The following is a 12,103-nucleotide window of genomic DNA, read 5'->3' as shown; positions in this document are numbered from 1 at the left end:
GCGCCTCGGGCAAGTCCAGCCTCACATCCTGCTCCCGACAAACCATCCGCTCACTTTCCACAAGCGCCAAAAAGACCGGTTACGCAAAGCTCTCCTACGGGAGAGGGTTCCCCGCGCCTTGTGTTGTGAGGATGGGTTACCTGGCTCGCCCGCTCTCCCAGCCCGCGCGCACGAGCTCGGGCACGTCGCTCTCCTCCTCCGGCCAGCCGATGCAGAGCCAGGCGATCAGTTTCCACTCCGGCGGCGCCTTGAGCGCCTCGCGCACGGCGTCAGGCTCCAGGATCGAAACCCAGCCGACGCCCACGCCCGCGACCCGCGCCGCGAGCCAGAACTGCGTGATCGCTGCGACGACGGAATAATCCAGCATCTCGGGCATGGTCCGTCGCCCAAGCCCGTGGCCCTGTTGGGTGCCATGGTCGCAGAACACCGCGATCTGCTCCGGCGCCTCGCGCATGCCTTCGAGCTTGAGGCTGGCATAGAGCCGCGCCCGCTCGCCCTCATAGTCACCGAGCGCATCGGCATTGCAGCGCTGGAAACTGTTCCGCGCCGTCTCGCGTTGCGCCTCGTCGCGCACCTGGACCCAGCGCCAGGGCTGGGAATGGCCGACCGAGGGTGAAAGCTCGGCCTGCGCCAGGAGCCTGTCGACCAGCCCTTCGGGCAGCGGCTCGCGCCGGAAGCGCCGGACATCGCGCCGCCATGCCAGGAGCGCAGCGAATTGCTGCGCGAAATCTGCGTCGAAGACCGGCGGCGCGCTCACGGCGCCAACGCGATCGCGTGGAAGAACGAGCCGGTGACATGGCCGCGCCGGCTGCCGGCGGGGGCGGGCGCCGAGCCATGCGGATCGGTGACCATGGCGAAGGGCGCATCGTCTCCGGCCGCGACGATCGTGGAGTAGTGGAATTCGTGGCCCGTGAGCGCCTGGCCGGCTTGCCCGAGCGGGCCGTCGGCCTGCAGCACGGCGCGGCGGTAGCCGAGGTTCATCTTGCGCTTGGCGAAGCTGGTCTCGACGCCGAGCAGCCCGGCCATGGCGTGAGCGACGCCCTCGGCATCGATCAATGAGCGCCCCAGCACCATATAGCCACCGCACTCGCCATGGACCGGTCGCGTCCGCGCAAAGCTGCGCAGGCCGTCGAGGAAGCGCGCTGCGCCCGCGATCCTGTCCGCATGCAATTCAGGATAGCCGCCCGGGAGCCAGCAGGCGTCGCAATCCTCGGGCGGCGGCTCATTGGCTAGCGGTGAGAACGGCACGAGTTCGGCTCCGGCCGCGCGCCATCCCGCCTCGACATGCGGGTAAACGAAGCTGAAGGCGGCGTCGCGTGCAAGGGCAATGCGCCGGCCCGGCGCTGGCAGGGCAGGGGCGGGCGCGAGCGGCGCGGCGATCGTCGTCGTCCCTGCGGCTGCGAGCACGGCATCGAGATCGACTGCAGCCGCGATAGCGTCCGCCAGCGCATCGAGCCGGGCGAACAGGTCTTCGGTTTCGCCTGCCTGTACCAATCCGAGATGCCGCTCGGGCAGGATCAGGCTGGCCTCGCGCGGCAGGGCACCGAGCACGGGCAGACCGATGCGCGCCATGCCCTGGCCGACGAGCCGCTGGTGGCGCTCGCTCGCGACCTTGTTGAGGATGACGCCGGCAATGGTGATGCGCGGATCGTAATGCATGCAGCCGAGCGCGATCGCGGCAGCCGATTGCGCCTGGCCGGAGACGTCGATGACGAGCACGACCGGCCAGCCCATCGATGCTGCGATGTCGGCGCTGGCGCCGGTGTGGCCCGCCTCGCCCGGCACGCCGTCGAACAGGCCCATCGAGCCTTCCGCGATGACGATGTCGGCCTGACCTGCCGCACCCTGCGCGATCTGGTGCAGCAATGCCTCGGGCATGGCGTAGGAATCGAGATTGGCGCTGGGCGCTCCGGTCGCGGCGGCATGGAAGGCCGGATCGATATAGTCCGGCCCGCATTTCAGCCCGCGCACGATCAGCCCGCGCCGCACCAGCGCGCGCTGCAGGCCGAGCGTGATCGTGGTCTTGCCCGAGCCGGAGCGCGGCGCGGCGATGATCAGGCCACGCGCGGTCATTGTCCCCCTCCCGGCCGAAACCGCCGGTCGTAACCGGTCGAGTAAAGCGCGCTCTCGCCGAAATCCTCCGCGCCCAAAGCCGGTCCGACCAGGATCAGCGCGGTGCGCTCCAGCCCCGAGGAGCGGACCTGCTCGGCAATCGCAGCCAGCGTCCCGCGCAGCACGCGTTCATCGGGCCAGGACGCCCGGAACACGATCGCGACCGGACACTGCGCGCCGTAGAAGGGCGTGAGCTCCGCCACCACCTGATCGATGACATGGATCGAAAGATGGATCGCCAGTGTCGCGCCCGATGCCGCGAATGTCGCGAGTTTTTCCCGCTCGGGCATCGCCGAGGCGCGGCCCGAGGTGCGGGTGAGAACCAGCGACTGCGCCACGCCCGGCAGCGTCAGTTCGCGCTTTAGGCTCGCGGCGGCAGCGGCGAAGGCCGGTACGCCCGGCGTCACGCTATAGGGGATGGCGAGCGCATCGAGCCGGCGCATCTGCTCGCCGCAGGCGCTCCAGATCGAGAGATCGCCCGAATGCAGCCGGGCCACGTCCTGTCCGGCAAGGTGGGCGCTTTCCATCTCCGCGACGATGGCATCGAGGTCGAGCGGGGCGGTGTCGATGATGCGGGCCCCCTTTGGGCACCAGTCGAGCATCGCCTTGGGGATCAGCGAGCCGGCATAGAGGCAGACCGGGCAGGCCGCGATCAGGTCGCGTCCGCGCAATGTGATGAGATCGGGCGCGCCGGGGCCGGCGCCGATGAAATGCACGGTCATGAGGCGCTCCTCGCCAGGGCGCAGGTGACGCGTGCCGTGGCGATGCGCGATTGCACCAGGACGCCGCCGGGACCCGCGGCGGCGAGCGCGGCGGCCTCCGCCACCGAGCCGACGCCATAGAGCGAGGCGATCCGCGTGGAGCGTGTCGCACAGGCCGCCTCGAATCCTTTCAGCGCCTCGTCGGGAATGGCGACGAGCTCGGCATTGCGTTCCTTCGCCAGGGCCAGCAGCCCCGGCTCGGCGCTGCGCGCGGCGAGCGTCGCGAAACGCGGGACAAGCTCTCCGGCGAGGCCTGCAGTCGCCAGCGTCTGGTCGATACAGGCGCGGATATCGTCCTCGCTTGTACCGGCACGCAGGCCCAACCCCGCGACGAGACGGCCGCTCAAGGCTTCTCGACCCGCCATTGCGTCACCGGCATGGCCGGACGCCAGCCATGCTTGCTGCCAACCGGCGCCAGCCGATCGATCGAAATGCGCCGCAGCGAGCCGCCATGTTCGGCGTGCAGCGCGGCGAGTTTCGCCTCTCCCTCGATCGTCACGACATTGGCGACGAGGCGCCCGCCCGGCTTCAGCGCGGCCCAGGCGGCCTCGAACAGGCCATCGACCGTCAGGCCGCCGCCGATGAACACGGCATCGGGCGCTTCGCGCCCGGCGAAGCCCGCAGGCGCCTCGCCGACGACCTCGACCGAGAGGCCGCCGAGTTCGACCTTGTTGCGTGCGATCCGGTGCGCGCGCTCGGGCCTGGCCTCGAAGGCGACGGCCTGGTTGCGGAGATGGCGCTGGCACCATTCGACCGCGATGGAGCCCGAGCCTGCACCGACATCCCAGAGCAGCTCGCCGCCGCGGGGGGCGAGTGCCGACAGGGTGATCGCGCGGATCTCCGATTTGGTGATCTGCCCGTCATGGGCGAACCAGTCCTCGTCCAGCCCCGGTGCGAGCGGCAAGATGCGCGAGGCGCGGCCGGCCGCGACATCGACCGCGATGATGTTCAGCGGCACGATATCGTCGAAGGCGAAGCTATCGGCGCGCGTCTCGCGCACGCGCTCCTGCGGCCCTCCGAGCGATTCCATCACGACAATGCGACTGCCGCCGAGGCCGCGCGCGGTCATCAGTTCGGCGACGGCGCGCGGGGTGGTCTCGTCCCAGGACAGGGCCAGGATACGCGCGCCCGGCTGGAGATGCGGCACGATGCGGTAGAGCGTGCGGCCATGCAGCGAGACCAGTGCACATTCCTCCTGCGGCCAGCGCATCCGCGTGCAGGCCATCGCGAAGGAGGAGATCTGCGGGATGATCCGCATTTCCTGTGCGGGAATCGCGCGGCTCAAGCTATTGCCGATGCCGTAATGGAACGGGTCGCTGGTCGCGAGAACGCAGACCTTGCGGCCACGCTCGGCCAGGATCTGCGGCAGAGCGTTGCGGAAGGGCTGCGGCCAGGGGCGAAGCTCGCCCGGCACAGACCCGACCAGCGCGATATGGCGTTCGCCGCCGAAAACGATCTCGGCCGCGTCGAGAGCGGACTTCGCCTCCGGGCCGAGACCAGCCCGGCCGTCCTCGCCAAGCCCGATCAGCGCCAGCCAAGGCGAGGGCGCAGCCTCGCTGCCGCTCGACAGGCCATCGTTTTCAAGCGTAACTAGTGCCATGACCGTGCTCATTCTTGGTGGAACCAGTGAAGCGGCGGCGCTTGATCAGCATCTGGCTGAACAGGCTCCCGATATTCGCGCCATCATCTCCTTGGCCGGCCATACAGTCGACCCCCGCCCGTCGAACCTGCCGGTTCGGGTCGGGGGCTTCGGCGGCATCGAGGGCCTGCGGGACTATTTGCGCGAGGAGGGCATCATCGCCGTCATCGATGCGACACATCCCTTTGCTGCGATCATGCCCTTCAACGCCGAGCACGCCTGCAAGGCCGAGGGTGTGCCGCTGCTCGCCATCCGCCGCAAGCCCTGGATACCGCGCCCCGGCGATCGCTGGCGCTCCGTGCTCGACATGCAGGGCGCGGTCGAGGCGCTGGGGGACGAGCCGAAGCGCGTCTTCCTGACCGTTGGCCGCCTCGAACTCCCGGTCTTCGCCGACGCGCCGCGCCATCGCTATCTCGTCCGCGTCATCGAGCCGATCGGCGACCGCTTGCCGCTGCATGACGTCACCGTGATCCAGCAGCGCGGGCCCTTCCATGCCGATGACGAGGAGGACCTGATGCGCCGCGAAGGCGTCGAGATCCTCGTCACCAAGAATTCGGGCGGTGACGCCACGGCCGGCAAGCTCGTCGCCGCGCGCCAGCTCGGCTTGCCGGTGATCATGGTCGAGCGGCCGCCCAAGCCCGATGTCGAGGCTGTCGAGCATATCGATCAGGTCCTGCCCTGGCTGGTGGCGCAGGGGCTCTTCGTCACCGAACGCGGCGTATAGACGATCGCAGCCTGGCCCGGTCGCTCGATCAACCGCGTTGAGGACGCGCCGATCATCACCAGGGTGGCCATGTCGGCGGAAGCCGCAGCCGTGACAGCCTGCGATAGCGGCAGGACGCGCAGATGCTCATCCGGCCGCCCGATGGCGCGGGCGAAGATCACCGGCGTCTCCGCTGGGCGGTGCCGTGCCGCCAGCTCGAGCGCGGCGCCGAGCTGCCAGGGCCGCGCCTTCGAGATCGGGTTGTAGAGCGCGATCACGAAATCGGCCGCCAGCACGGCTTCGAGCCGCATCGTGACGACATCCCAGGGCTTGAGATTGTCCGAGAGCGAGATCGCGCAGAAATCGCCGCCGAGCGGCGCGCCGGCCTTGGCCGCGGCCGCCAGCATCGCCGTGATGCCGGGCTCGACCGTGATCGTCAGCGCCCGCCAGGTCGGATCGCCCGCCTCCAGCGCCTCGAATACGGCAGCCGCCATCGCGAAGACGCCGGGATCGCCGCCCGAGACGACAGCGACGGTCCGTCCTTCAGCCGCCAGCCGCAAGGCATGCTCGGCCCGCGCGATCTCGACGCGGTTGTCGGAGCCGTGTTTGGTCTGGCCCGCGCGCGCCGGAATCCGGTCGAGATAGGGGCCGTAGCCGACGAGGTCGCTGGCCGCATCGAGCGCGGCCTGCGCGGCCGGCGTCAGCCAATGCGCCTCACCGGGGCCCAGGCCTACGATGGTGAGCGAGCCTACGATGGTGAGCGAGCCGTTCACAGCCGCCGCCCTTCGCCCGGCACCAGTACCATCGAGAAATAGGGCGCCTCGTCATCGGATTTGTCGCCGAGCTTCAGCACGACCTGCTCGGCCATGGTGGCGCGCTCGACATAGATCGCGCGGTGGATCAGCCCCGCCGTTCTCAGCGCACGGCGCACCTTCGGCAGGTTGCGGCCGAGCTTCATGATCACGGCGGCGTCGGTGTCGACCAGCCGGCGCGTCAGTTCCGCTTCCGAGAGCGTGCCCGGCAGCACGGTCATGATGTCGTCGCCCCAGGTGATCGGCGCTCCGGCCCGGGTCCAGGCGCCGGCCATGCCGGTGACGCCAGGCACCACCTCGGTCGGGAAGCGATGGGCGAGGCGCCGCCACAGATGCATGAAGGAGCCGTAGAAGAACGGGTCGCCGTCGCAGAGCACGGCGATGCTCCGCCCTGCTTCCATCTCGGCGGCGAGCTGGGCGGCCGCTTCCTCGTAGAAGGTCGCGATCGGCTCGTCATAGCCGGCTTCTCCGACGGCGGCCTCGATCGTCACGGGGAAGGCGAGCTCGATCTCGCGCGCCGCATCGGGCGGGACGATCGCGTCGGCCGTGACGCGGGCATTGCCGCGCCGGCCGCGCTTGCAGAAATGCACCAGCCGGTCGGCGCTGAGGATGATGTCGCGAGCGCGCAGGGTCATGTAGTCCGGGTCGCCGGGACCGAGGCCGACGCCGAACAGCAGAGTTTTGGCCGGTTCTGAGGTCACCGGCTCATTCCTTTTCTTGCGCCAGCGCGTTGACGGCGGCTGCCGCCATCGCCGAGCCGCCGCGCCGTCCATGCACGACGAGGAAGGGCACGCGGCCATCCCCGGCCAAGGCCTGCTTCGATTCCGCCGCGCCGACGAAGCCGACCGGAATGCCGATCACGGCGGCGGGCCTTGGCGCGCCGGCATCGAGTATCTCCAGCAGCCGGAACAGCGAGGTCGGCGCATTGCCGATCACCACCAGCGCTCCGGCAAGCTGTGGCCGCCACAGCTCCATCGCGGCGGCCGAGCGCGTCGTGCCCAGCTCGGCGGCGAGACCGGGCGTGCGCGGATCGTCGAGCGTGCAGACCACCTCGTTTCGCGCCGGCAGGCGCGCCCGCGTCACGCCATTGGCGACCATCTTGGCGTCGCAGAGGATCGGCGCGCCGGCCCGCAGCGCGGCTTCGGCTGCACTCGTGAAGCCCTCGGACATCTCGACGTCACCAGGCAGGTCGGTCATGCCGCAGGCGTGGATCATCCGCACCACGACGCGCGCGGCGGCGCCGGAAAAGCGCGATAGATCGGCCTCGGCCCGGATGATCGCGAAGGAGCGCTCATAGATCGCGGCTCCGTCCTGGATATAGTCGTAACGCGTGCTCAAACTCTAATGTCCTGAAGCCGCCGCACTCAGGCGGGCGAAAAGATCCTGTCCCGGCTGCAGACGCCGCAGGATGTCGCAAAGGTCAAGCGTCGCGACAGGCTGATCGCGCGTCGTGCCGTGGAGAACCACGTCATAACGCCCCTCCCGGCCGACCAAGGTGAGGTCGGAAGCTCCAGGATGGGCGCAGGATTTGGCGCAGCCCGAGACATGCAGGCTCAGGCCCTGGGCCAAGAGCGGCGCGGCCGCCTCGGCGAGCTGCGCGGCGTCGCTCATGGCCTCGGTTTCGGCTCGCAGGCAGGCCGGTTTGCCGGCGCAGGCCTGGACCGAGAGGCGCGGATCCTCGTCTTGCGTGATCAGCCCCAAACGGTCGGCCTCGCCGAGCCAGGCCTGCGCCGAGGCTTTGCTCAGACCGAGGCAGGCAAGCCCGCGCCAGGGCGAGAGGCGCAGTTTATGCGCGCCTTGCGCCTCGGCGGCGTGACCGAGGGCTGCCAGCGTGGCGGCGTCGCCGCGGCCGAAGGGCAGGGCGGCGATGGCGGCGAAGCGGCCAGTGCCGGGCGCAAACAGGCCGGCACGGCGGGGAGCAGGGCGAGTTGGCGGGGCATCGGTTTCGGGCAGCCCGCAGAGAGCGGCGAGCGCCTCGGGCGGCAGATCGCGCAGGCGGCGGATCGTCTCGCGCGCCTGGGCGTGATGCCCGGCGAAGCGATGCAGCATCGTCTCGATGGCCTCGACCGTGTCCGCAACGGCGATCGGCCCGCGCCATGAGCCGTCAGGCAGGCCGACGACGATGCGGTCGGCTGCGATCGCTAGGAGGCGCAGATCGCAGGCGAACGCGTCGAGCGAGAGCGCCCCGCCGCCATCGACGATGATCAGGAGTTTCGCCGGCAGGCCGGAAACGAGCCGCCCGCGCGCTTCGATCGCCTCGGCCAGCGCAGCAGCGTCGATCAGCTCGCCTTCTCCCGCCAGCGGCGCGGTCAGTGTCAGGCGCTGCGGGCCGTCGCCGTCATGCTCGTCGACGAGGCGTTCGCCCAGCAGCACTGCGACCAGCGCCGGATGGCTCTCAGCCGTCACCCCGCGCAACTGCATGTTGCCGCGCGCGGAAATTTCGATCAGGCCGTTGCCGTGTTCACGCGCCAGGGCGGCGATGCGAATGAGCTGCGTGGGCGTCAGCGCGGCTCCGGGCGGATGCAGCCGCACCAGCCAGCCATCGCCGGTCTCCATCGGCTTCAATGTGCTCGGGCACCAGCCGCGCCGCAGCGCAGCCAGGGGCACACGTTCCTGCGGGCGCACGCTCATTCCGCGGCCCGTGCGAGAAACGCCGCGACCGAATTGCGCCGACTCGTCCACAGACCGCGCCGCTCGGCGTCGCTCAGCCGGGCGCGGATGGCGTTGGCGGCGGGAGCATTCGCCGCCTCCAGCGCGCTCCAGATCGCCGGATCGGCGCAATAGGCCTGGAAGACGGCGTCGAACAGCCCATCCGCGACCGCATCCGTGCTCGCCGCGAAAACGAAAAGCGTGTCGACGGCCTCGGCCAGCTCCGCCGCGCCGCGCCAGCCATGGGCGAGCTGCGCCGCGATCCAGCGCGGATGCGTCAAGCGGCCATGGACGATGCGCGCGATGTCCTCAGTCAGCGTGCGCGCCTTCGGTGCCTCGGGGTTTGAGGAGTCGAGGCTGTAGAGTGCGGGATTGGCGCCGAGCGATTTGGCCGCCGCCGCAAGCCCGCCGATGACATCGGCCGCGCTCGAGGCTTCCAGGATGTCGCGCCCGGCCGTGTCGCTGACATGGATGAAGGCCTGCGCCTCCCTGATGCGTTCGGCGAAACCCGCATCGGTGGTCGCCGCGCCCTCCGCCCCGCCATAGGCATGGCTGGAGGCGGCGAGATAGGCCTCGGCCAGTTCGTCGCGCGTCGACCAGTCGCCGTCGAGGGCGCGGTCGGCCATCGCTGCGCCATAGCGGCCGGGTGCCGCTCCGAAAATGCGTGCGCCGGCCTCGCCCCGCCTGCAGGCGGCGGCGGGCTCGTTCCAGTCGTCGGGCTCGTCGAGGGACGCAACCGCGCGGGCGGCCGCATCAAGCAGGGCGATCTGGCCGGGAAACGTGTCGCGGAAGGCGCCGGAGATGCGGATCGTCACGTCGAGGCGCGGGTGCGTCAGCTTCGGCAGCGGGACGATCGAGAAGCCCGTCACCCGCGTCGAGGCATGGTCCCAGAGCGGCTCGACGCCCATCAGGGCGAGAGCATGCGCGATGTCCTCGCCGCCCGAGCGCAGGGTCGGCGAGGCCCAGAGATCCATCACGATCCGGCGCGGATGGTCGCCATGCTCCTGCAGATGGCGCGCGATCACGGCCTGCGCAGCGAGGCCGCCCAGCCTCGCCGCGGCGCGTGTTGGGATCGCGCGCGGGTCCAGCGTCGAGAGGTTGCGCCCGGTCGGCAGCACATCGGGCCGGCCGCGATGCGGCGAGCCGGCAGGGCCGGGCGGCACGAAGCGGCCATCGAGCGCGCGTAGCAGATTTGTCCGCTCGGCCTGCGAGGAAGTGGGGTCGTGCGCCGCTTGCCCGAAGATGTGCAGCCCGTCGCGGAAGGGCAATTCGGCGATATCGCAGAGCTGCGCATCAAGCCGGGTCAGCGCTTCGCTCATATCGAGATCGGGCGTGACGCCGCAGGCCTGGCTGAGTCCGCTGGCTTCAGCGCGCTCACGGATCTCGCGGGCGACGATTTCGGCCCGGCGTGGATCCATCACTTGCGCCTGCGAGAACTCCTCGACGAGATCGCGCAGCAGCGCCACCTCGCCGCCGGCCCCGGTCTCGGCGAGTTCAGGCGGCAGATGGCCGAGCGTGATCGCCGACAGCCGGCGCTTGGCGGGCGCGGCTTCGCCGGGATCATCGACCACATAGGGATAGATCACCGGCAGGCCCTGGGTGATCAGGCGGGGCCAGCAGGAGGGCGAGAGCGCGACAGCCTTGCCCGGCAGCCACTCCATGGTGCCATGCGTGCCGAGATGGATCAGCGCGTCGATGCGCAGGGTCTCGCGCAAGCCGAGATAGAAGGCGAGATAGGCATGGCCGGGCGGGGCGTCCGGATCGTGATAGCGCGCCTTGCGGTCGGGCGTGGCATCGCGCGGCGGCTGTAATGCGATGGTAAGATGACCGGCCTGGACGGTGCGGAAGCGGAAGGCGTCGCCGTCGGGCTCCGGCTCGCCACAAGCGGCGAGAAGCGCGTCGCGGGCGGCCGCGGGAATGCCGTCGAGCCAGGCGCGATAGGCCGGGAGCGGGACGGCGAAATCGGCGGTGCCGGTGGTGAGGGCGGCCATGAGCGCGGGCCCATCTTCGCCGTCCTTGCGCTCGCAATGACGGCTGGCGACAGCGTAGCCCGCTCCCGCCAGCAGCTCCGAGATCGCAGCCACGCTTGCCGGCGTATCGAGCCCGACCGCGAAACCGGCCCGGCCGCCGCGTGCGGGATAGTCAGACATCACCAGAGCGAGCCTGCGTTCGGCCGCCGGTCTGGCGGCGAGCGCGATCCAGCCCGCGGCGAGATCGGCCAGCGCCGCAATGCCTTCGGGATCGGGCAGGAGGCGGCGGATGACGAGGCCGGTCGCGGCATCCGTCACATCCGCCTTGAATGCGACGGGGATGGTTCCGAGCCTGCCGTCGAATTCGGGCAGTGCCACCTGCATGGCAAGATCGACGGCCGACAAACCGCGCGGCGAGGCATTCCAGGCCTCTCGCGCGCTGCCGACGGGCACGGCCTGCAGCACCGGGCAATCGGCGGTGTCGAGCACGAAAGCGTCACCCTCGCGCGCCGAGAAGGCGGTGGTGGTGACGATCAGCGCGGGCTTGCGCAAGCCGATCAGCGCCGCGAGTTCCGCCGTAACAGTGGGGTCCTTCAGGCTGGTGAGCGCCAGGATCAGCGGAGCGTGGCCGTGGGCGGCGAGAGCAGCCGCGATCGCCTCAGCCATGGCGGTGTCGCCGGCACTGACGCCCGAGCGGTAGACCAGGATGGGAACGAGCGGGGCCTCAGCGGGAAGGGCGGCGAGCGCCTCGCGCCAGGGGGTGGGAGTTGCGCCCGCGCTGAGCGCGAAGAGCGAAGGGAGCGAAAGGGGTGCGAGCTCGAAAGCATCTCGCCTTCCCTCATCCGCCTGCCGGCACCTGCTCCCCCGGGGGGAGAAGGGCGAAGCTGCCGCCGCCTCATCCTTCTCCCCTCGGGGGAGAAGGTGGCCCGGCGTAGCCGGGTCGGATGAGGGAAGGGAGGCGCCGAGATAATCCCCAATCCGCCCCAGCAACCGCCGCATGTTCTCAGCACCGCCGCCGGCATGGAAATAGCCCAGCAATTCGGCCGCGAACGCCGCCGGCACGGTGCCGTGTTCCGCCAGGCGCGCATCCGGCCGGTCGTCGCCCGGCAGCACGGCAAGCGCGATGCCTTCGCGCCGGCAGGTCTCGGCCAACTGCTCGACGCCGTAGCGCCAATAGTCCAGGCCGCCGAGGCAGCGCACCAGCACGAAGCGGCTCTTTGCCGCCGTCTTCTCGACCAGCAGGTCGACCGAAAGCGGGTGCTTGAGCCGCCTGAGCGAGGTGAGCCGGACATCGAGCCCGCTTGCTCCAGCAGCCATACCGGCGGCGACCGCAATCGCCGAGAGATCGCTGTCGGCATAGGACAGAACCAGCACATCCCCCGGCGGCAAGGCGAGGTCGACGGCGTCTTCGCCGTCGTCGAGCCTGATCTCGCTGGTCGGGAGAAGGTGCATGCGCG

11 protein-coding genes are annotated in these 12,103 nt (G+C 70.3%); 1 reads left to right on the top strand and 10 read right to left on the bottom strand.

Annotation, left to right across the window (positions count from 1 at the left end; genetic code table 11):
• Positions 1 to 136 precede the first annotated feature (136 nt).
• From bluB to cbiE, 5 genes are read right to left on the bottom strand one after another with little or no spacing between them, the layout of a single operon-like run.
• Entirely contained in the window at positions 137 to 757 is a 621-nt protein-coding gene (gene bluB / locus J2Y55_RS24435; protein WP_310158677.1) for a 5,6-dimethylbenzimidazole synthase, read from the bottom strand.
• The gene (locus J2Y55_RS24430) at positions 754 to 2,073 is read right to left on the bottom strand and encodes a cobyrinate a,c-diamide synthase (protein ID WP_310158676.1); all 1,320 of its coding nucleotides are present in this window, start codon (positions 2,071 to 2,073) and stop codon (positions 754 to 756) included. Before J2Y55_RS24430 ends, bluB begins: the two co-directional genes overlap by 4 nt.
• Positions 2,070 to 2,834, bottom strand: a complete 765-nt coding sequence (gene cobM, locus J2Y55_RS24425) for a precorrin-4 C(11)-methyltransferase (protein ID WP_310158675.1) — start codon at positions 2,832 to 2,834, stop codon at positions 2,070 to 2,072. Before cobM ends, J2Y55_RS24430 begins: the two co-directional genes overlap by 4 nt.
• Entirely contained in the window at positions 2,831 to 3,220 is a 390-nt protein-coding gene (locus J2Y55_RS24420; RefSeq protein ID WP_310158674.1) for a cobalamin biosynthesis protein, read from the bottom strand. The genes cobM and J2Y55_RS24420 overlap by 4 nt, the downstream gene beginning before the upstream one ends.
• Complete coding sequence (cbiE, locus tag J2Y55_RS24415; RefSeq protein ID WP_310158672.1) at positions 3,217 to 4,473, bottom strand: precorrin-6y C5,15-methyltransferase (decarboxylating) subunit CbiE; 1,257 nt, start codon at positions 4,471 to 4,473, stop codon at positions 3,217 to 3,219. The genes J2Y55_RS24420 and cbiE overlap by 4 nt, the downstream gene beginning before the upstream one ends.
• Here cbiE and J2Y55_RS24410 point away from each other — a divergent pair.
• Positions 4,472 to 5,236, top strand: a complete 765-nt coding sequence (locus J2Y55_RS24410; RefSeq protein WP_310158671.1) for a cobalt-precorrin-6A reductase — start codon at positions 4,472 to 4,474, stop codon at positions 5,234 to 5,236. The two genes, cbiE and J2Y55_RS24410, sit on opposite strands and share 2 nt — an antisense overlap.
• Here the strand turns inward: J2Y55_RS24410 and cobJ are convergent.
• The 5 genes from cobJ to cobN are packed head-to-tail and all read right to left on the bottom strand — an operon-like array spanning position 5,179 to position 12,098.
• On the bottom strand, positions 5,179 to 5,970 hold the full coding sequence (gene cobJ / locus J2Y55_RS24405) for a precorrin-3B C(17)-methyltransferase (protein ID WP_310158694.1): 792 nt from the start codon (positions 5,968 to 5,970) through the stop codon (positions 5,179 to 5,181). The genes J2Y55_RS24410 and cobJ overlap by 58 nt on opposite strands.
• 14 nt (positions 5,971 to 5,984) lie before the next feature.
• Positions 5,985 to 6,728, bottom strand: coding sequence for a precorrin-2 C(20)-methyltransferase (locus J2Y55_RS24400; protein WP_310158668.1), 744 nt, complete (start codon positions 6,726 to 6,728; stop codon positions 5,985 to 5,987).
• A gap of 4 nt (positions 6,729 to 6,732) precedes the next feature.
• The gene (locus tag J2Y55_RS24395; protein ID WP_310158666.1) at positions 6,733 to 7,365 is read right to left on the bottom strand and encodes a precorrin-8X methylmutase; all 633 of its coding nucleotides are present in this window, start codon (positions 7,363 to 7,365) and stop codon (positions 6,733 to 6,735) included.
• A gap of 3 nt (positions 7,366 to 7,368) precedes the next feature.
• Complete coding sequence (gene cobG, locus J2Y55_RS24390) at positions 7,369 to 8,658, bottom strand: precorrin-3B synthase (protein ID WP_310158664.1); 1,290 nt, start codon at positions 8,656 to 8,658, stop codon at positions 7,369 to 7,371.
• Positions 8,655 to 12,098, bottom strand: a complete 3,444-nt coding sequence (cobN, locus tag J2Y55_RS24385; RefSeq protein WP_310158663.1) for a cobaltochelatase subunit CobN — start codon at positions 12,096 to 12,098, stop codon at positions 8,655 to 8,657. The genes cobG and cobN overlap by 4 nt, the downstream gene beginning before the upstream one ends.
• Between the last annotated feature and the right edge of the window lie 5 nt (positions 12,099 to 12,103).

Source organism: Allobosea sp. BE125 (genome assembly GCF_031456075.1).
Classification (GTDB): Bacteria; Pseudomonadota; Alphaproteobacteria; order Rhizobiales; family Beijerinckiaceae; genus Allobosea.
The sequence above is the reverse complement of the archived record's forward strand: the minus strand, read 5'-3'. Positions and strand labels throughout refer to the sequence as shown.